Origin of the sequence: Pseudomonas entomophila (assembly GCF_029478665.1) — a bacterium.
Taxonomy (GTDB): domain Bacteria; phylum Pseudomonadota; class Gammaproteobacteria; order Pseudomonadales; family Pseudomonadaceae; genus Aquipseudomonas; species Aquipseudomonas entomophila_F.
In genome coordinates this window covers 124618-144058 of record NZ_JARPQB010000001.1, presented here as the reverse complement: position 1 = coordinate 144058, position 19441 = coordinate 124618, and the positions used below count along the sequence as shown (strand labels likewise).

24 protein-coding genes are annotated in these 19441 nt (G+C 63.2%); 5 read left to right on the top strand and 19 right to left on the bottom strand.

What is annotated here, in order from left to right; translation table 11 throughout:
• Positions 1 to 12: 12 nt before the first annotated feature.
• From P5705_RS00685 to P5705_RS00645, 9 genes are all read right to left on the bottom strand, one after another.
• The gene (locus P5705_RS00685) at positions 13 to 1263 is read right to left on the bottom strand and encodes a phage tail tape measure protein (RefSeq protein WP_277458999.1); all 1251 of its coding nucleotides are present in this window, start codon (positions 1261 to 1263) and stop codon (positions 13 to 15) included.
• A gap of 66 nt (positions 1264 to 1329) precedes the next feature.
• On the bottom strand, positions 1330 to 1584 hold the full coding sequence (locus P5705_RS00680) for a hypothetical protein (RefSeq protein ID WP_277458997.1): 255 nt from the start codon (positions 1582 to 1584) through the stop codon (positions 1330 to 1332).
• A 29-nt stretch (positions 1585 to 1613) separates the two neighbouring features.
• On the bottom strand, positions 1614 to 1964 hold the full coding sequence (locus P5705_RS00675; RefSeq protein ID WP_277458996.1) for a phage tail assembly chaperone family protein, TAC: 351 nt from the start codon (positions 1962 to 1964) through the stop codon (positions 1614 to 1616).
• A gap of 14 nt (positions 1965 to 1978) precedes the next feature.
• On the bottom strand, positions 1979 to 2470 hold the full coding sequence (locus tag P5705_RS00670; RefSeq protein WP_277458995.1) for a phage tail tube protein: 492 nt from the start codon (positions 2468 to 2470) through the stop codon (positions 1979 to 1981).
• Positions 2471 to 2560: 90 nt separating this feature from the next.
• Positions 2561 to 2743 (bottom strand): hypothetical protein, encoded by a 183-nt coding sequence (locus P5705_RS00665; RefSeq protein WP_277458994.1) that lies wholly within the window; start codon positions 2741 to 2743, stop codon positions 2561 to 2563.
• Positions 2744 to 2757: 14 nt separating this feature from the next.
• Positions 2758 to 3111: a phage holin family protein gene (locus P5705_RS00660; protein ID WP_277458993.1), complete on the bottom strand. Its 354-nt coding sequence runs from the start codon at positions 3109 to 3111 to the stop codon at positions 2758 to 2760.
• A gap of 29 nt (positions 3112 to 3140) precedes the next feature.
• Positions 3141 to 3479, bottom strand: coding sequence for a hypothetical protein (locus tag P5705_RS00655; RefSeq protein ID WP_277458992.1), 339 nt, complete (start codon positions 3477 to 3479; stop codon positions 3141 to 3143).
• Positions 3480 to 4133, bottom strand: coding sequence for a hypothetical protein (locus P5705_RS00650; RefSeq protein ID WP_277458991.1), 654 nt, complete (start codon positions 4131 to 4133; stop codon positions 3480 to 3482). It abuts the gene before it with no gap.
• 469 nt (positions 4134 to 4602) lie between these two features.
• A complete protein-coding gene (locus tag P5705_RS00645; RefSeq protein ID WP_277458989.1) occupies positions 4603 to 5349 on the bottom strand; it encodes a LexA family transcriptional regulator in 747 nt (248 codons plus the stop codon).
• Between the two features lie 159 nt (positions 5350 to 5508).
• Between P5705_RS00645 and P5705_RS00640 the strand changes: the two genes are divergently transcribed.
• The 4 genes from P5705_RS00640 to fdxA all read left to right on the top strand — a co-directional run bounded on the left by P5705_RS00640 (position 5509) and on the right by fdxA (position 9598).
• Positions 5509 to 6195 (top strand): hypothetical protein, encoded by a 687-nt coding sequence (locus tag P5705_RS00640; RefSeq protein ID WP_277458988.1) that lies wholly within the window; start codon positions 5509 to 5511, stop codon positions 6193 to 6195.
• Positions 6192 to 6464 (top strand): hypothetical protein, encoded by a 273-nt coding sequence (locus P5705_RS00635; protein WP_277458986.1) that lies wholly within the window; start codon positions 6192 to 6194, stop codon positions 6462 to 6464. The genes P5705_RS00640 and P5705_RS00635 overlap by 4 nt, the downstream gene beginning before the upstream one ends.
• 97 nt (positions 6465 to 6561) lie before the next feature.
• A complete protein-coding gene (mutS, locus tag P5705_RS00630) occupies positions 6562 to 9135 on the top strand; it encodes a DNA mismatch repair protein MutS (protein WP_277458985.1) in 2574 nt (857 codons plus the stop codon).
• A 139-nt stretch (positions 9136 to 9274) separates the two neighbouring features.
• Positions 9275 to 9598 (top strand): ferredoxin FdxA, encoded by a 324-nt coding sequence (gene fdxA, locus P5705_RS00625; RefSeq protein WP_277458984.1) that lies wholly within the window; start codon positions 9275 to 9277, stop codon positions 9596 to 9598.
• A 471-nt stretch (positions 9599 to 10069) separates the two neighbouring features.
• Here the strand turns inward: fdxA and rpoS are convergent, their stop codons facing one another.
• From rpoS to P5705_RS00585, 8 genes are all read right to left on the bottom strand, one after another.
• On the bottom strand, positions 10070 to 11077 hold the full coding sequence (gene rpoS / locus P5705_RS00620; protein ID WP_011535249.1) for an RNA polymerase sigma factor RpoS: 1008 nt from the start codon (positions 11075 to 11077) through the stop codon (positions 10070 to 10072).
• 105 nt (positions 11078 to 11182) lie between these two features.
• Entirely contained in the window at positions 11183 to 12037 is an 855-nt protein-coding gene (locus P5705_RS00615; protein ID WP_277458981.1) for a peptidoglycan DD-metalloendopeptidase family protein, read from the bottom strand.
• 179 nt (positions 12038 to 12216) lie between these two features.
• Positions 12217 to 12855 carry a protein-L-isoaspartate(D-aspartate) O-methyltransferase gene (locus P5705_RS00610; protein ID WP_162042960.1) on the bottom strand — a complete coding sequence of 213 codons (639 nt, stop codon included), beginning with the start codon at positions 12853 to 12855 and terminating at the stop codon, positions 12217 to 12219.
• Between the two features lie 38 nt (positions 12856 to 12893).
• Positions 12894 to 13643: a 5'/3'-nucleotidase SurE gene (gene surE, locus P5705_RS00605; RefSeq protein WP_011535252.1), complete on the bottom strand. Its 750-nt coding sequence runs from the start codon at positions 13641 to 13643 to the stop codon at positions 12894 to 12896.
• Positions 13631 to 14689: a tRNA pseudouridine(13) synthase TruD gene (gene truD, locus P5705_RS00600; RefSeq protein ID WP_277458979.1), complete on the bottom strand. Its 1059-nt coding sequence runs from the start codon at positions 14687 to 14689 to the stop codon at positions 13631 to 13633. Before truD ends, surE begins: the two co-directional genes overlap by 13 nt.
• The gene (ispF, locus tag P5705_RS00595) at positions 14686 to 15159 is read right to left on the bottom strand and encodes a 2-C-methyl-D-erythritol 2,4-cyclodiphosphate synthase (protein WP_240063827.1); all 474 of its coding nucleotides are present in this window, start codon (positions 15157 to 15159) and stop codon (positions 14686 to 14688) included. Before ispF ends, truD begins: the two co-directional genes overlap by 4 nt.
• Before the next feature lie 206 nt (positions 15160 to 15365).
• Entirely contained in the window at positions 15366 to 16214 is an 849-nt protein-coding gene (gene fghA, locus P5705_RS00590; RefSeq protein ID WP_277458978.1) for an S-formylglutathione hydrolase, read from the bottom strand.
• Positions 16215 to 16224: 10 nt separating this feature from the next.
• Positions 16225 to 17337, bottom strand: coding sequence for an S-(hydroxymethyl)glutathione dehydrogenase/class III alcohol dehydrogenase (locus P5705_RS00585; RefSeq protein WP_213657989.1), 1113 nt, complete (start codon positions 17335 to 17337; stop codon positions 16225 to 16227).
• 108 nt (positions 17338 to 17445) lie between these two features.
• On the opposite strand from P5705_RS00585, the gene P5705_RS00580 reads away from it, so the two are divergent.
• Complete coding sequence (locus P5705_RS00580; RefSeq protein WP_277458976.1) at positions 17446 to 18348, top strand: LysR substrate-binding domain-containing protein; 903 nt, start codon at positions 17446 to 17448, stop codon at positions 18346 to 18348.
• Between the two features lie 100 nt (positions 18349 to 18448).
• Here P5705_RS00580 and ispD read toward each other — a convergent pair whose 3' ends face one another.
• A complete protein-coding gene (gene ispD / locus P5705_RS00575) occupies positions 18449 to 19156 on the bottom strand; it encodes a 2-C-methyl-D-erythritol 4-phosphate cytidylyltransferase (protein ID WP_277458975.1) in 708 nt (235 codons plus the stop codon).
• Positions 19153 to 19434, bottom strand: a complete 282-nt coding sequence (gene ftsB, locus P5705_RS00570; protein WP_011535259.1) for a cell division protein FtsB — start codon at positions 19432 to 19434, stop codon at positions 19153 to 19155. Before ftsB ends, ispD begins: the two co-directional genes overlap by 4 nt.
• Positions 19435 to 19441 lie beyond the last annotated feature (7 nt).

Below are 19441 nucleotides of genomic sequence, written 5' to 3'. Positions count from 1 at the left end.
TGTTCTCCTTGATCAGCGGCCGTGGATGGCGGCCCAGATCTGCCCACCGGGCATCAGCTCGCGGGAAATCTGCTCGCTGGCGCCCTGGCGGGCGGCACCGGCGTAGGCGTTGGCCAGGCGCTGGGTATTGGCCTCGCCAGGCGCGGTATTACCGTCCGCGGCCGCCACGTTGATGGTCTGCTGGATCACCACTTCGCTGCTGTGGCTGTTGCCCGAGCCACCGCCCAGTGCGCGCACCCCCAAGGCACCGTCCGCACCCCGGGTCAGCGGCATGATGGCTTCGGGACCGGCTTCGCCAAACAAAGCCATCGGCGCCAGGGTCGGCCCTGTGGCGACGCTGTTGGTAAAGGCGCCACCCTTGGCGAACTTCAGGCTGCTGGCATCGATCTGGGGGGTGAAGGTGGTACTGGTGCCCCCGACGGACATGGTGGTCGGTGTCGGCGTCGAACCACTGCCGAGCCACGACCCGACCAGGTTCATGCCGAACCCGAGCAGGCTGCTCAAGGCCTTCGACGCAGCGGTCTTGGCAGCCAGCGCAGCCATATCGGCGATCACCGACTTGGCGAAGTCCGAGAACGAGAACTTGCCGGTGGTGGCGAAGGTCTGCACGGCGTTACCCATGCGGTCGAACACGCTGGTGAACACCGCCTGCGATTGCGCCGCGACATTACTGGACTTGTCCAGGTATTCGTCCCACGCCGCCGACGCACCGACCATCCAGTCACCACGTGCCTGGTTCATCATCTCGTAATCGTTGAGCACCTGGTTGGTCATGTCGGTGTGACCGACACGCATGGCCTCCAGTTGCTGCTGGTAGCTTTCACCCTCGAAGCCATCGGCCCCCGATGGATTGGCCTGCTCGAACTGGGTCCGGGCGGTGTAGTACGCCTCGTCGACCTTGCTGAGCTGGCCGGCCAGCTCGCCCTTGCGCTGGCCCATGCCCATTTGCGCGACCTTGAGTGCCGCAGCGTTGTGCTGCGAGCGCAGTTCGTCGCTGTAGGGCCTGACAGGATCGGGTTGCCGGGCTTGATCCCAGTTCGGCGGCGTGTACGCCGCCTGGAACCGGTCGAGCGCCTTCTTCGAGAGGTTCAGGCTCGAATCGGCAACGGCGCCCGCGCTCTTGAGGTACTGCTTGTTGAAAGCCTCGACGTTTTTCTGCATCTCGCGCAGGGTGCGGTCACTGAGGGCCGACGCCCTGGCCAGTGCCCGTTCGAGGCTGGAGAGATCGATCGACGGGCTGAAACTGGCAAGGTTGGTTGCCATGGGCCTACTCCCTGATCATTGGGAAACCCGCCATCGCGGGTTTCGTGAAGAAGGTGGTGCCGATCATCAGCACCACTGCTGCATGGCGCTCTCGAGCGACACCCCCTGGCGTCGCTCGTGAGGCATGAAATCGATCAACTCGGCGGTGCCACCGGCGTGATGATTGGCCTGCAACGCCAACATGGCGATGCCGGCCTCCAGTCGGCGACCGCCGTGCAAAGAGCCGTGGCGCTGGATGTACTGAGCCCAGGACCGGGCTTCTGCGTAGCTCAGCCGTTCCTTGGCCTCGCTGATCGTGCGGCCGCCGATGCCGTTGAGCACCAGCTCGTGCCAGAACTCATCGGCGGCCGTCAGTGCTTTGCCGGGGTGTTACCGGTGCCGTTGACTTCGTTGATGGCATTGAGCAACAGGAAGCCCAGCGACGGCTCGAGGTTGAACGCGTCCTCGACGCCCAGTGCCTCCTCGCCGTCCTCGCCAAGGCTGATCGACGCGGCGAGGTAGTGGGCATTGCGGCTGTGGGACGACTCCTGCTCGGCGAACAGGCGCTCGATCACACCGAACGAATGGCGGCGCACATGCACCACCAAGGTCTGCGCGACCATCTCGCCGTTGAGCGGATCAGGACGGTTCCAGACGACTTCCTTGCGGACCTTCTGGCTGTCGACGATGCCGCCCAGGGCCTTGAGTTGATGGATATTCATTCAGTTCCTCCGGTTCAGGCCTTTTTCACCCAGGTGGAGCCGCCAGTGCGCTGGATGCTCACCGACGTGGTGACCACCGCGTTGAGCGCGAAGTTGAACGGGAAGTCGGCCACGTAGCCTTCGAAGGCGAACCAGGTACGGGTGGCCGGCAGCTCGAAGTTGTCGCCCTTGCTGTTGACGGTCGGTGCCACGTCCTTGCCGTCAGACCAGCCCACCACCCACTTGACGGTGGTGCTGCCCTTGGCTTCGGAGAGCTGATGCAGGCGGATGTGACTGGCGTTGGTCGGGTCGGCGTTGAGGCCCAGGGTCGCGGTACCAGGGGTGCGCAGGCCTTTCTTGTAGGTGCGCTCGGCGGCGTCCAGGGTGGTGTCCTCGATCTGCTCGGCCGGGGCGCCGCCCGGTTCGAACGAGGTCACATGATCGACTTCCAGCACGCTGAACGGGCCGGTGCCGGAGACCGGTGGGACCAGTGCGTAGATCTGGGTGCCTTGGGTAAGAATCGACATAGAGGTGTTCTCCTTGAACATGGTTGAGCACCGTCACGGAAGGTTCCGGACGGTCTTGGGTACAGCGGGATGGTGTGACAGAGGGGACGATCAGGCGGGCCTGGAGCCGTCCAGGTAGGGAGGCGAGTCAGGGGCTGGCTCGCGGCTTTTCAGGTAAGCCACCAGTTGTTCGTTGCTCAGCGCCAGCCGCTCGATCGACTGCCCGAGGGCGGTCTGCACCGAGGCCTGGTTGCGCAGGGCCGCGAGCAACTCGTCCAGTTGTGCTTCATTCATCGGTTGCTCCTTGCTCAACGACCGCTGTCGTCGGCGTCCACGCCGGTCGTCGGTTGTTCGATACCCAGGCGGCGCGCCGCCCAGCGCTCATAAAGGCCAATGGCGACATCGGCGCCGGCCATGGCGGTGAGGCAGCCGAAGGCGCTGGCGCTCCAGATCGACATGCCGCTGGCGTACAGCAACATCACCGTCGACACGCCACAGACCATGCACGCCCCGGAGCGCAGCGCCAGCCGCCGCACCAGCGCCCAGCCCCGGGCGCCGGCCTTGTCGGCCCGCCACATCTCGCCGGACAGGCCGCCCAGCAGGGCCAGGACGATCACCAGCCAGAGCGGCATGTCGAGCAATGCCTGTTGTTCACTTGTCAAAGTCCTGTCTCCTTGAAAAAAAGCCATGCTCAACCCTCCATTGACTGGATGATCGGCACGACGGGAAGATCCTCGGCCAGGACATGCAGCATCAGCGTGCTGACCAGCCGGTAGGGCTGGCCGTCGCGGGTCACGGTCACCAGCAGGTCGCCGGAGGCCTCATCATGTTCAACGGCCACATCGGCCTTGCTGTCCATCTGGCTGAGCGAGTAGCCCCAGCCAACGCTTACGGGCGGGAAAGGCACCAGGCCCAGGCTGCCGCTCACCCGAAAGACACCTTCGCTGACCAGTGTCGAAGCCAGGCCGGCGTCGGAAGGCGTGATGTCGTGGGTGCTGCCATCGTTGAGCAGCGTGATGATTGCGCGCATTCAGGCCACCTTGATCGTGCCGTCGTTGCCGACCTTGCAGTTGGCTGTATTGAGGGTGGTGACCACGGTAAATGGCGCCTGCACCAAGTTGCTGGCCGGCGCGGGGCCATCGAAGACCACGGTCCAGCCTGTCTCCAGGCCGTTGTCCACGGACAAGGCACCAGTATTGATACAACTCACGGCAAAACGCGGCAGGTAGATGGCCATGGGCAGGTTGAAATACAGATTCGCCTTGCCGTTCTCGGCGAAAATAGAAATCTTCAACCCTGCCCCCGTCGCCAGGGACCCTATGTTCTGTGACGTCGTATTGACCAGGGCCACCGCCGTGTTGACCTTGCCCAGGTAGAAGTACCAGCTCAGATCGATGGTGATGGGCGAGGTGTAGCCGTTGACACAGCCATGGAGCCTTATCAGCGGGGCGACTCCATCCTCGGCGGGTATATTCGTTCGCAGTGTGAAGCCAGACGTGATGTTGTGTGTCGCCGCCACACCCACTTCACGGTAGAGCTGCCCTGAAAGTGGCGAGTAGTTCGCCTGCAACGCACGGTCCTTGATCAGTGCCAGGTTGCGGTTGACCTTGTCGAAGCCGGTGCGCACCGTGTCGCCACCGACGCCTGTGGGGGCTGCCCCCATGTTGATGATTTCGAAACCCATTTCACCTCCGTTGCGATGAATTCCGTATGAATGAAGCCGGCGATGACGCTTGCCCTCGCATTGCCTCGGCATTCCAAAAAGCCCGCTTCGCAGGCTTTTCAGTAATGCGTTGTCGAACCGCCGGCCACGTCTGGTGACACCGTGCGATTCCGCTTCAAATTGGTGACTCCGACCGCGGCCGCCTGCCCGCCGGATAACTGATCGTGGTGCTTTACGCTGCACACCCGGGCCAGTTGCCAACCCTCTGAACAGTCGAGGCCTGTTCATCGCTGCCTGTGTAACAACCGGTTGCTGACCGGCTTGGGACACAGATTATGCATCCATGCATATGCAGTCAATGCATTTTGCAAAATATTTATGCGCCTGAATTTGCTGAAATGCATGAAGGCTTTGTTCCTTCTGGGTTGTAGGGCTTTTCTCTGGGCGAAAAAAAACCCGCCAAGGCGGGTTTTCGTTGAGGGGGGGTGGTTCAGCGAGCGTACATGCCCCACCAGAAGACATGGCCCAACAGGCTGATCTGCTCTTCCTGCATCTGCTGGAAGCTGTAGTCCTCATCGGGGTGCTCATCGCGGTTGAAGCTGCGCAAGCGAATACCGGTGGGCAGGCGATACACCTGCTTCACCCGCAGCTGGCCATTGTGATTGATGGCATAAAGGTCGCCATCGATGATGTCGCTGATCGAGCATTTACCGGTGTTGACCCCAACCGTGGCGCCATCGCGCAATACCGGCAGCATGCTGTTGCCACGCACTGTCACGCATTTGGCATGGTCGAACTGCACCCCGTTGTGGCGCAGGCTGCGTTTGCCAAAGCGCAGACGCGCGTTTTCGCTTTCCTCGATGACGAATCTTCCTGATCCAGCTGCCAATTCGACCTCACGAAGAAAAGGAACGGACACCTCGTCGTCCTCGACGGGTGTTTCATCGTCCCACAGGCTGATATCGCTCAGGGCCGAATGCCCTTGGGTGAGTGGCGCCGCTTCACGCGATTCGCCAAGCTCGACACGGCCACGCAGCTGGTCGGTGCTCACACCGAAATACTCGGCGATCTTCGACACGTGCTTGTCCGACGGATCGACGATCTTCTCGCTGAGAATCCGCGAAAGCGTGGATTGAGGGACGCCCGTGCGACGGTGCAGCTCTGTCGGGGACAGGCCGTGGCGGTCGAGCAGTGCTCTGAGTACGGAGGCTACGTTGCGTTTTTGCATAGGCCGCATGGTGCATCGAAAACCACAGCTTTGCAAATACTTCCACCGTGGACGCGCCATGATCCGGGCATCTACGCCCATGCATCCGATTGGTCACGGAAACGATCTTGCATTTGTGCATATGCATATTTAAACTACTGCATAAACCGCCCCGATGAGCACACAACCATGACCGCAGGACTTTTGATCAACGGTGCCAATGGCGCCACGCAGATCGACGAGAACTACCGCAACTACTTCCTCGTGAAATCGATGCGAATCAACGCTGGAGCCGGCGGGCTCGCCGCCCTCGACGGTACGAAATTCAGCAAGCAGGCGCTGTGGGCGGTCATTCCCCTGGCAGCCCCGGGCATCTGCCCCACACCGGGTGGCTATTACCAGTCCACACGTTGGTTCCGTTACTGGTTCCACCTGAAGACATCCGTACCCACCCAGGTCTACATCTTCGACCTGGTCAATCCGAGCGGGACCACCTACGGGCTTGAAGTCTTCGATGCCCAGTCCAGGCTGGTCTACGACGGGCAGGGCTATCCGATGAAAGTGCACAAGCTTTTCAGTTCCGCAGGCTTGCAGCCGTTCGGCCGGCCGCAATACTACGACGCACCCGCCGGCATGACCCTGGCGGCCGCACCGTTGTACGGCGGCAACCGCTACCAGGACGACAGCATCGGCGGCGATGTCGAAATCTGGTCGACCTATGGCTACGTGACTGGCGCCCGCTGGAACTTCTACGACTATTACGAAACGTTTGCCAGTGGAGCCCCGACCACCTCGGATCAGGGGGTCGCGGAACTACTGGGATTGTTCATCGACGTTACCCACCTGCCCACCGAATACTCGAGGGCCGCAGCATGAGCACCGGGCTGCAGGTATTCGACCCACAAGGCAAGTTGAACCTGGACCTCAACGACCGGATAACCCGGTTGGTCATGGTGCGCGATGTCAAGGGCAGCGGCTCGATGGTGGTGCCGGAACTGGCGCAAGGCACGCCTTTCGCGTTCGCGGTATCCAATACGTCATCCGCCACGGAAAGCGGGTTTGCCATTGTCAATGTCAGCGGTACGACCGTGACCTGGAGCGCCATGGGCAACGAGACCCTGACCTTGATCTGCGCCGTGTACTGATGCCCTGCGGCCATCCGACCCGGCACCCGGCGGAAAATCCCTGTAGTATTGGCGGTTTCGCAAAATCGCCCACCGGATTTCCGCTGTAAGGCCCTGAATGTCTGATCTCTCCGCACACACCCCGATGATGCAGCAGTACTGGAAGCTGAAGCACCAGCACCCGGACCAGCTGATGTTCTACCGCATGGGCGACTTCTACGAGATCTTCTACGAAGATGCGAAGAAAGCCGCGAAACTGCTAGATATCACCCTGACCGCCCGCGGCCAGTCGGCGGGCCAGTCGATCCCCATGTGCGGGATTCCGTTCCACTCGCTGGAAGGCTACCTGGCCAAGCTGGTCAAGCTCGGCGAGTCGGTGGTGATCTGCGAGCAGATCGGCGACCCGGCCACCAGCAAGGGCCCGGTGGAGCGCCAGGTGGTGCGCATCATCACCCCAGGCACGATCAGCGACGAGGCCTTGCTCGACGAGCGCCGCGACAACCTGATCGCCGCCCTGCTGGGCGATGAGCGCCTGTTCGGCCTGGCGGTGCTGGACATCACCAGCGGCAACTTCACCGTGCAGGAGATCAAGGGCTGGGAAAACCTGCTCGCCGAGCTCGAACGCATCAACCCGGTGGAACTGCTGATCCCCGACGACTGGCCGCAGGGGTTGCCTGCGGAGAAGCGCCCTGGCGCCCGTCGCCGCGCGCCCTGGGACTTCGACCGCGACACGGCGCGCAAGAGCCTGTGCCAGCAATTCGCCACGCAGGATCTCAAAGGCTTCGGCTGCGACAAGCTCACGCTGGCCATCGGCGCCGCCGGCTGCCTGCTGGGCTACGCCAAAGAGACCCAGCGCACCGCCCTGCCCCACCTGCGCAGCCTGCGCCACGAGCGCATGGACGACACGGTCATCCTCGACGCCGCCAGCCGCCGCAACCTGGAGCTGGACATCAACCTGGCCGGTGGCCGCGACAACACCCTGCAGTCGGTCATCGACCGCTGCCAGACCGCCATGGCCAGCCGCCTGCTGACTCGCTGGCTGAACCGCCCGCTGCGCGACCTGAAGGTGCTCAAGGCACGCCAGGACTCGATCCGCTGCCTGCTCGACGACTACCGCTTCGAAAAGCTGCAACCGCAGCTCAAGGAAATCGGCGATATCGAGCGCATTCTGGCGCGTATCGGCCTGCGCAACGCGCGCCCACGCGACCTGGCGCGCCTGCGCGATGCCCTGGGTGCCCTGCCTGAACTGCAGAACGCCATGGCCGAGCTGGAAGCGCCGCACCTGGCGCGCCTGGCCGCCATCACCGGCACCTATCCTGAACTCGCCGGGCTGCTGGAGCGGGCGATCATCGATAACCCGCCGGCGGTGATCCGCGATGGCGGCGTGCTCAAGACCGGCTACGACAGCGAGCTCGACGATCTGCTGGCCATGAGCGAGAACGCCGGCCAGTTCCTCATCGATCTGGAGGCTCGCGAGAAAGCCCGCACGGGTCTGGCCAACCTCAAGGTCGGCTACAACCGTGTGCATGGCTACTACATCGAGCTGCCGACCAAGCAAGCTGAACAGGCGCCCGGCGACTACATCCGCCGCCAGACGCTCAAGGGCGCCGAGCGCTTCATCACCCAGGAGCTCAAAGCCTTCGAGGACAAGGCACTGTCGGCCAAGAGCCGCGCCTTGGCCCGCGAGAAGATGCTCTACGACGCGCTGCTCGAGACCCTGATCGGCCACCTGGCACCGCTGCAGGACAGTGCCGCCGCCCTGGCCGAGCTGGACGTGCTGAGCAACCTGGCCGAGCGCGCGCTCAACCTCGATTTGAACTGCCCAAGCTTCGTCGACGAGCCTTGCCTGCGTATCGAACAAGGCCGCCACCCAGTGGTCGAGCAGGTGCTGACCACACCGTTCGTGGCCAACGACCTGGGCCTGGACAACAGCACGCGCATGCTGATCATCACCGGCCCGAACATGGGTGGTAAATCCACTTACATGCGCCAGACCGCACTGATCGTGCTGATGGCCCATATCGGCAGCTTCGTGCCGGCCGCCCGCTGCGAGCTATCGCTGGTCGACCGCATCTTCACCCGTATCGGCTCCAGCGACGACCTGGCCGGCGGGCGCTCGACCTTCATGGTCGAGATGAGCGAGACCGCCAACATCCTGCACAACGCCACCGACCGCAGCCTGGTGCTGATGGACGAAGTCGGCCGCGGCACCAGTACCTTCGACGGCCTGTCGCTGGCCTGGGCCGCCGCCGAGCGCCTGGCCCAGCTGCGCGCCTACACGCTGTTCGCCACCCACTATTTCGAGCTGACCGTGCTGCCGGAGAGTGAACCGCTGGTGGCCAACGTGCACCTGAACGCCACCGAACACAACGAGCGCATTGTCTTCCTGCACCATGTGCTGCCCGGGCCTGCCAGCCAAAGCTACGGCCTGGCCGTGGCCCAGCTGGCTGGCGTACCGGCGGTGGTGATCCAGCGTGCCCGCGAGCACCTCGGCCGGCTGGAGACCACCAGCCTGCCCCATGAAACGCCGATTGCCAGCAAGAGCAAAGGCGAGCCTGACGTGCCGCACCAGAGCGACCTGTTCGCCAGCCTGCCACACCCGGCCATCGAGAAGCTGGGCAAACTGGACCTGGACGACATGACGCCGCGCCAAGCTATCGAAACGCTATATCAACTAAAAAACCTGTTATAACGGCCAACCGCGCAAGCTGGTAGAATCCGGCGCGGTTTGCGAGCGCTGCAGGTTATTAGCCTGGCCTGCAGCCACAACCGTGAACCGCGCTGCCCTGGAAGGAAGGGCAAGCTGCCGTCGCCTGAGGAGAGAACTAGAAATGACCTTCGTCGTCACCGACAACTGCATCAAATGCAAGTACACCGACTGCGTGGAAGTCTGTCCGGTGGACTGCTTCTACGAAGGCCCGAACTTCCTGGTCATTCACCCGGACGAGTGCATCGATTGCGCGCTGTGCGAGCCTGAATGCCCGGCCCAGGCGATTTTCTCGGAAGACGAAGTGCCTGCCGGCATGGAGAACTTCATCGAGCTGAACGCCGAGCTGGCGGAGATCTGGCCGAACATCACCGAGAAGAAAGACGCCCTGCCGGACGCCGAAGAATGGGATGGCAAGCCTGGCAAGATCAAAGACCTGGAGCGCTGATAGCGTCCAGATGCGAAAAAGGCCCGAAACGGGCCTTTTTTCATTTTCAGCGGGCAAAAAAAGGGGCGGTTTGACCCGCCCACATTTTTTCCGTAGTCCCTGTTTGTCCCAATCATCATCCTGATGAATCGCATCCCGCGATGTCCTTGGCCTCCATCCTTGAAAGCCTGTGTCAGTCCGTAGACACAGTTCGAATACTAGCGATTCCAGCGCGCCGGACAAGCAGCAAATCTCTCAAGACATTTCCATCGACACATGTCTAAAAGAAAATAAAATTCTTATATTTCAATAACTTAGAAAAAATAAGTCACTGAAAACGACTTTGATTTACTGATCCTTGCAGCGATCACTTACAACACACGTAAGCGAATGCTTACACGCAAAGTAACAGCGCTAGCCAGGGAAACATTTCAATCGCATCAACGAAAACGCCCCGAGGTCATCGGGGCGTTCTGCTTGCCGCGTCAACCGCTATTGGAACAGCGATTCGCTCGACAGGCCGTTCTTCTCGAGGATCTCGCGCAAGCGCTTGAGCCCCTCGACCTGGATCTGCCGCACCCGCTCACGGGTCAGGCCGATTTCCAGCCCCACATCTTCCAAAGTGCTGCTTTCATGACCACGCAACCCGAAGCGGCGCACCACCACTTCTCGCTGCTTGTCGGTCAACTCACCCAGCCACTGATCGATGCTTTGTGACAGATCGTCGTCTTGCAGCAGTTCGCAAGGGTCGGTGGGGCGGTCATCGGTGAGCGTGTCCAGCAGCGTCTTGTCGGAGTCTGGCCCAAGCGAGACATCTACCGAGGACACCCGCTCGTTGAGCCCTAGCATGCGCTTGACCTCGGCGACCGGCTTCTCCAGCAGGCTGGCGATTTCTTCAGGGGACGGCTCGTGATCGAGCTTCTGCGTCAGCTCGCGGGCAGCCCGTAGATAGACGTTGAGTTCCTTGACCACATGGATGGGCAGGCGGATCGTGCGGGTCTGGTTCATGATCGCCCGCTCGATGGTCTGGCGAATCCACCAGGTGGCGTAGGTCGAGAAGCGGAAACCACGCTCGGGGTCGAACTTCTCCACCGCACGGATCAGGCCCAGGTTGCCTTCCTCGATCAAGTCGAGCAGCGACAGGCCACGATTGACGTAACGGCGAGCGATCTTGACCACCAGGCGCAAGTTGCTCTCGATCATGCGCTTGCGACCCGCGGGGTCGCCTTTTTGCGACAGCCGCGCGAAATGTACTTCCTCCTCCGGCGACAGCAGAGGCGAGAAGCCGATTTCATTCAGATACAGTTGAGTCGCATCGAGCGCCCGGCTGTAATCGATGTACTTGTGCTGCTTGAGCGATGCGCCCTGTTTCGACTTGGTCCGAACCGACGGTACAGCAGGTTCGTCTGACACCACATCCGTTTCCAAAACGATGCCTGTTTCCATCAGAAGCAGGTCATCGTCGATGTCAAACTCCGGCACTTCTTTACTGAGAGCCATTGTTATAGTCCTTTGCTGAGTTCGAACTCAGACTCGAGCGTCACCTTTCCTTGGTAGCGCTGGAGCCTGTCCCCTCTACATCCAAGGAACAGGCCGGGACAATGATCAACGCCGTGGCAGGAACTGGAGAGGATCGACGGGTTTGCCCTGACGGCGAATCTCGAAATGCAGCTTCACCCGATCAGTGCCCGTGGACCCCATTTCTGCGATCGTCTGCCCTGCCTTGACCTGCTGCCCCTCCCGAACCAAAAGCCTGCGGTTGTGACCGTAGGCACTGACGTAGGTATCGCTGTGCTTGATGATGACCAGTTCGCCGTAGCCCCTCAAGCCACTGCCGGCGTAAACCACCGCACCATCAGACGCAGCAAAAACAGGCTGTCCCAAATCACCGGCGATATCAATGCCTTTATTCAAACTACCGTTTGAAGCGAATTTTCCAATCAGCACGCCGTTGGCCGGCCACGTCCAACCGCCCACGGCACGCTCTGCGGCGGGCACCTGGGCAACCGTTTGCGAGGTGGTTGATGGCGGCGTGGTCGTGGATTTTTCATTATTGGCGGGCGGCGCGGTGGTGCTGACCGGGCGGCGAATGACCGTGGTCTTGCTCGACGACGATGGGCTGCTCACCACGGTGGTGGAGCCCCCCGAGGCGCTGCTGAAGCGGATCGGCTGACCGGGGCGAATGGTGTAGGGGGCGGGGATATTGTTGCGCGCAGCAAGCTCCTTGTAGTCCCAGCCATAACGGAAGGCGATGGAGAACAGGGTGTCACCCGGCTTGACGATGTATTGCCCCGAGGTCACGGCCGCGCGCTTGGGTGGCGCGTTGTTGCGGTCGACCACGCGCGCGCCGCTCGATCCGGTGCTGGAGCAGCCAGCCAGCAGGGTGCCCATGGCCAACGCAATCACCAGAAGCTTCAAACCCGATCGATCCTTGCGCTGCCGAATGACTGTGTGACCCACCCGCGCTCCCCTCATGGTGCCTTTTAACGAAGAAATGAAATGCAATATTGTTGCAATTATACCCGAGCCTCCACGCAGGCGTGACCCGGTTTGAACACGACACCCAACTGGCGCCACGCCAGATAGACCGGAGCCAGGCGCAGGAATTCGCTGGCGGCGTAAATATTCCCGTGGCGCGCTCAGGCCAAGGGGCCGTTGAGCAACGGCACGAAACGCACCGCGCCCAGCACACGCCGAGAAAACCCCTGCTCTTCCCGGACGATCAGCATCAGTTGCTGGGTTTCCCCTGCCGGCCCGACCGGAATCACCATGCGCCCGCCCGGAGCCAGCTGGTCCAGCAGGGCCTGGGGGACTTCCGGCGCCACTGCGGTGACGATGATGCCGTTGTAGGGCGCCAGCGCCGGCCAGCCTTCACAACCATCGCCCCAACGGAACACCACGTTGCGCAGGTTGAGCTCCACCAGGCGCTCCTTGGCACGGTCCTGGAGGACCTTGATGCGCTCCACCGAGAACACCCGCTCCACCAGTTGCGCGAGGATCGCGGTCTGGTAGCCGGAACCGGTGCCGATCTCCAGCACCTTGTCCAGAGGGCCCGCCTCGAGCAACAGCTCGCTCATGTGGGCGACCATGAAGGGCTGCGAGATGGTCTGGTTATGGCCGATCGGTAGCGCAGTGTCTTCGTAGGCGCGATGCGCCAGGGCCTCGTCGACGAACAGGTGACGCGGCGTTTTGCGAATCACCTCGAGCACCTTGGCGTTCGATACGCCCTCTTCATACAAGCGCTGGATCAACCGCTCCCGCGTGCGCTGGGAGGTCATGCCAATGCCACGGCGCATCAGATCGTCCTGTTCGCGCATCAAAGCACGCCCTCCAGCCAGCCGTCGAAACGCTCGAATGCATCGTTGAAGGTGCGATCCAGCTGCAACGGTGTGATCGAGACATAGCCCTGCATCACCGCGTGGAAATCGGTACCCGGTCCGCCATCCTCGGCATCACCGGCCACGGCGATCCAGTAGCCTTCCTTGCCCCGTGGGTTGACCACCTTGGTCGGTGCCGCCGCACGTGCGCGATGGCCCAGGCGGGTGAGCTGGATGCCACGGATGTGCTCCAGCGGCAGGTTGGGGATGTTGATGTTCAACACTGTGCGCGGTGGCAGTTCCAGGCGCGATTGCGCCTCGACCAGCCGGCGGGCGATGTAGGCGGCGGTGGGCAGGTTGTCCGGCAGGCGCGAGAGCAACGAGAACGCCAGTGAAGTGCCTCCGAGGAAGCGGCCCTCCAGCGCGGCGGCAACCGTGCCGGAATACAGCACGTCATCGCCCAGGTTGGCGCCCAGGTTGATACCCGACACCACCATGTCGGGGGTGTGCTCGAGCAGGCCGTTGAGCCCCAGGTGCACGCAGTCGGTCGGCGTGCCGTTGAGGCTGATGAAGCCGTTGGCCAGCGTCTGCGGATGCAGCGGCCGGTCCAGCGTCAGCGAACTGCCGGCACCGCTCTTGTCTTGATCCGGGGCAATCACCACGCACTCGGCATGGTCCGCCAGCGCTGCGTGCAGCGCGGCGATGCCAGGTGCGGTAACACCGTCGTCATTCGAAATCAGAATACGCATGGGCTGTCCGTCTGCCCTGCCGGCACCAGATCGACGAGTTCGCGCACCACCACGGTGGCGAAGCATCCGGCCGGAAGGACGAATTCCAGTTGCAGGATATCAGGCTCGGGATAATGCCACGTCAGCCGCCCAATAGGGAGCCGCAGGATGCGCCGTTCGTGATCCATGCCCGCTCGCGCCAGCCATTGGCACAGTTGTGGGTGCCGGGCGCCGACTTCGGACTCGAGCGCCTGCGGCGCTCCGCCGCCGGGCGCCGCCCCTTCGCCCCACAGCGGGCCAGTGGGGTGCAGGTCGAGGATCGCCAGGCGCGGGTCGGCGCACTCGGCCTCCCCCGCCGCGAAGAAACTGCGGCTGTCGGTGAAGGCCAGCAGGTCGCCGACCTGGGCACGCTGCCAGGTGCCATCGGCGACACGCGCCGCCAGCACCTGGTTGAACAGGTAGCTGCGCGCAGCGGATAGCAACCGCGAGCGGACATTGCGTTGCTCCGGCAGCGCCTGGCGCGCCGCCCAATCCTGGGCGTCGTGGACATTGCCGCCACCGTGGCCGAAGCGCTGCGTACCGAAGTAGTTGGGCACACCGTACTGCTTGAGCTGTTCAAGACGGGCGTCGAGCGCCGGGTGGTCGGCTTGCAAGCCGGTCAGGCGCAGGGTGAAGCCGTTGGCCGAGTGCGCGCCGCGTTGCAGCTTGCGCTGATGGCGCACCTGCTTGAGCACACGCAAGGTTTCGTCCTCGGCGCGGGACAGGTCCGGGTCGGCCTTGCCAGGCAGATGCAGGCTGAACCACTGCCGGGTCAGGGCCTGGCGATCCTTCAGGCCGGCATAGCTGATCGAGCGCACCGGCACGCCGGCGGCTCGGGCCAGGCGGCGGGCGGCTTCCTCGGTGTTGAGGTCGCGCTTCTCGACCCACAACCAAAGGTGCTCGCCCTGGCCGGACAGCGGAATGTCGAGGACTTCATCGACCTGGAAATCTTCGGCGACCGCCTTGAGCACGGCGGTGCCCAACGCCTCGCCCGAGGCGCGCGGCCCCAGCAGCTCCAGTTCGGTCATGCTGGCAGCAACAGGGCGACCGCATGCACGGCGATGCCCTCCTCGCGACCGGTGAAGCCCAGCTTCTCTTCGGTGGTGGCCTTGACGTTGACCTGATCGAGCTCGACCTGCAGGTCGGCGGCGATCTGCTGGCGCATGGTTTCGATATGCGGGGCCATCTTTGGTGCCTGGGCGACGATGGTGGCGTCGACGTTGCCGACCTTCCAGCCCTTGTCGCGGACGATACCGACCACATGACGCAGCAGCGCACGGCTGTCGGCACCCTTGAACTGCGGGTCGGTGTCGGGGAAATGCTTGCCGATGTCGCCCAGCGCCGCGGCACCGAGCAGGGCGTCGCTCAGGGCGTGCAGCAGCACGTCACCGTCGGAATGGGCCAGCAGGCCGTATTTGTGGGGGATACGCACCCCGCCCAGGGTAATGAAATCACCGTCGCAGAAACGGTGGACATCGTAGCCGTGGCCAATACGCATAGAAAAACGCCCTGATTGAGTCAGGGCGTGATTCTACCTGCTTTGCAGGGGCTTGGGCGGATGTGTTTGGGGCTGTCGATGACGACTGGATCCCGTAGGAGCCGGCCTTGCCGGCGAACACCGGCAGCGCCGGTGCCGGCTACCGCGTCGCCGGCTTCGCCAGCAAGGCTGGCTCCTACGGGCCCCAGGCACGCCTTGGCCTTGGGCTACAGCCTGCCCAACGCCACCGCATGATGACGCAGGTGCTCATCGATGAAGCTGGCGATGAAGTAGTAGCTGTGGTCGTAGCCCGGCTGCAGGCGCAGGGTCAGCCGATGCCCCCCTTTGCGCGCTGCCTGCTCCAGCGCCTGTGGCTTGAGCTGTTTTTCCAGGAAGTCGTCACGATCCCCCTGATCCACCAGCAGCGGAGGACATTCACCCGCCTCTGCCAGCAGCACACTGGCGTCCCACTCGCGCCAACGCGAGCGGTCTTCGCCCAGGTAACGGGAAAACGCCTTCTCGCCCCACGGGCAATCCATCGGGTTACTGATCGGCGAGAACGCCGACACCGAACGATAACGCCCGGGGTTGCGCAAGGCGCAAACCAACGCGCCATGCCCGCCCATGGAATGACCACTGATGCTGCGCTGGTCGGACGCCGGAAAGTGCGCCTCGATCAGCGCCGGCAGCTCATGCACGACATAGTCGTGCATGCGGTAGTGCTGCGCCCAGGGCTGCTGGGTGGCGTTGAGGTAGAACCCAGCACCCAGGCCGAAATCCCAGGCGCCGTCCGGATCACCCGGCACCTGCTCGCCACGCGGGCTGGTGTCCGGCGCGACGATGATCAGCCCAAGCTCGGCAGCCAGGCGCTGGGCGCCAGCCTTCTGCATGAAGTTCTCGTCGGTGCAGGTCAGGCCGCTGAGCCAGTACAGCACCGGCAACTGCTCGCCCTGCTCGGCCTGGGGCGGCAGGTAGACAGCGAACACCATGTCGCAGCCCAGCACCTTGGAGGTGTGCCGGTAACGCTTGTGCCAGCCGCCGAAGCTTTTCTGGCAAGAGATGTTTTCCAGCGTCATGGCAAGGGCCTCAGAAGTGGATCACGCTGCGGATGCTCTTGCCCTCGTGCATCAGGTCGAAGGCTTTGTTGATGTCCTCCAGGCCCATGGTGTGGGTGATGAAGGTGTCCAGCGGGATCTCGCCCTTCTCGGACATCTCGACGTAGCTGGGCAGCTCGCTGCGGCCACGCACGCCACCAAAGGCCGAACCGCGCCAGACGCGCCCGGTCACCAGCTGGAACGGACGGGTGGCGATTTCCTGGCCGGCACCGGCCACGCCGATGATCACCGACTCGCCCCAGCCCTTGTGGCAGCACTCCAGCGCCGCGCGCATCAGTTGCACGTTGCCGATGCACTCGAAGGAGAAGTCCACACCGCCGTCAGTGAGGTCGACAATGACTTCCTGGATCGGGCGATCGTAATCCTTCGGGTTGACGCAGTCGGTGGCACCCAGTTGGCGGGCGATCTCGAACTTGGCCGGGTTGATGTCGATGGCGATGATGCGCGAGGCCTTGGCCTTGACCGCGCCGATCACCGCCGACAGGCCGATGCCGCCCAGGCCGAAGATGGCCACGGTGTCTCCCGGCTTGACCTTGGCGGTGTTGAGCACCGCGCCGATACCGGTGGTCACGCCGCAACCGAGCAGGCAGACCTTCTCCAGCGGCGCTTCCTTCTGGATCTTGGCCACGGAGATTTCCGGCAGCACGGTGTACTCGGAGAAGGTCGAGGTGCCCATGTAGTGGAACAGCTGCTGGCCCTTGTAGCTGAAGCGGGTGGTGCCGTCGGGCATCAGGCCCTTGCCCTGAGTTGCACGGATGGCCTGGCACAGGTTGGTCTTGCCGGAGCGGCAGAATTTGCACTGGCCACATTCCGGGGTGTACAGCGGGATCACGTGATCGCCGACCGCCACCGAGGTCACGCCCTCGCCGATCGCCTCGACGATCGCCCCGCCCTCATGGCCGAGGATCGACGGGAAGATACCTTCCGGATCGGCACCGGACAGCGTGTAGGCGTCGGTATGGCACACGCCGGAGGCCACGACGCGCAGCAGCACCTCGCCAGCCTTGGGCATAGCCACGTCCACTTCGACGATTTCCAGGGGTTTCTTGGCCTCGAAGGCTACAGCGGCGCGGGACTTGATCATCAAAGGTCTCCAGACAGAGTGTCGTTTAGTGTCTAGCAGTGTAATTCACCTTGATTTGATGAATAATCCGGCCATTCACAAAACATTATTGCCAGACAGGGATAATCAATGAGCAGCCGCTGGGAAGGCATCGACGAATTCGTGGCCGTGGCCGAGTCGGGCCAGTTCACCGCCGCCGCCGAGCGCCTGGGCGTCTCCTCGTCGCATATCAGCCGGCAGATTGCCCGCCTGGAAGAGCGCCTGCAGACCCGCCTGCTGTACCGCAGCACTCGGCGGGTGACCCTGAGCGAGGCCGGGCAGACCTTCCTGCAACATTGCCAGCGCCTGCAGGACGGCCGTGAGGAAGCGCTGCGCGCCATGGGCGACCTGGCCAGTGAACCCAAGGGGCTGCTGCGCATGACTTGTGCCGTGGCCTATGGCGAGCGCTTCATCGTGCCACTGGTGACGCGCTTCATGGCGTTGTACCCACAGTTGCGGGTCGAGGTGGAGCTGAGCAACCGCACCCTGGACCTGCTCCACGAAGGCATGGACCTGGCCATCCGCCTGGGTCGCCTGCAGGATTCGCGGTTGGTGGCGACACGCCTGGCGCCGAGGCGCATGTACCTGTGCGCTTCGCCGGCTTACCTGGAGCGTTATGGGCGCCCTCACAGCCTGTCGGAGCTGGCGCGGCACAACTGCCTGATCGGCAGCTCCGACCTGTGGGCGCTGCAGCAGGATGGTCGCGAGATCAGCCAGCGGGTGCAGGGCAACTGGCGCTGCAACAGTGGCCAGGCGGTACTGGATGCGGCATTGCAAGGGATGGGGTTGTGCCAGTTGCCGGACTATTACGTGCTCGAGCATCTGAGCACGGGCGCATTGGTGTCATTGCTGGAGGGGCACCAGCCGCCGAACACGGCGGTGTGGGCGCTCTACCCGCAGCAGCGGCACCTGTCGCCGAAGGTGCGCAGGCTGGTGGATCACCTGAAGGAGGGCTTGGCGCAGTTGCCGGAATATCGTTCCACGCCCCTGTAGGAGCGGCTTTAGCCGCGATGCAGGCAACGCGGTTCTGGCACCCGCTTCGCGGGTGATCGCGGCTGAAGCCGCTCCTACAGGGACGGCGTCAGACCGGCGCTTAGCGGCGGCCTGACCAACGCTGGCGCAACCACTCCAGGTCTTCCGGCCGGGTCACCTTGATGTTGTCACTGCGCCCTTCGACCAGGCGCGGCGCATGGCCGGCCCATTCGATTGCGGAGGACTCGTCAGTAACGGCCACGTCTGACACCAGGCACTCGGCCAGGGCGCGGTGCAACATACCGAGGCGGAACATCTGTGGCGTATAGGCCTGCCAGATGGTGCTGCGATCGACAGTGGCTGCCACACGGCCATCGGCGCCGGCACGCTTGAGCGTGTCCCGCGCGGGCACCGCCAGCAATCCGCCTACCGGATCATCAGCAAGCTCGGACAACAACTTGTCCAGATCGCTACGTGCCAGGTTGGGGCGCGCCGCATCGTGCACCAGCACCCAGTCATCATCCGACGCGCCCTGGGCGTGCAGCAGCAACAGGGCATTGAGCACCGAGTCGGCCCGCTCGCGACCACCCGGCGCACGCTGGATTCGCGAATCGCCGAAGCAGCGCAAGCCAGGCCAGTACGGATCGTCTTCGGCAATGCTGACCACCACGCCCTTGAGCGCGGGATGGTCGAGGAAACAGTCGAGGCTATGCTCGAGAATGGTCTGCCCGCCCAGTTGCAGATACTGCTTGGGGCGGTCGGCAGCCATGCGGGCACCAACGCCCGCGGCGGGAATCACGGCCCAGAAGGCCGGCAGTACAGATGTCATTTCTGCGGCAACTGGTAGAGGGTTTCACCCTCCTTGACCATCCCCAGTTCATGACGAGCCCGTTCTTCCACGGTCTCCATACCTTTCTTCAACTCCAGGACTTCAGCGTCGAGCACGCGATTACGCTCCAGCAGCCGTTCGTTCTCCGCATGCTGGTCGGCGATCTGCTGCTTGAGTTCGGTCACTTGCGCCAGGCTGCCATTACCCACCCAGAGGCGATATTGCAGGCCGCCGAGCAGCAGGAGCAGGACGAGGAACAACCAATAGGGACTGCGCATGAAGATA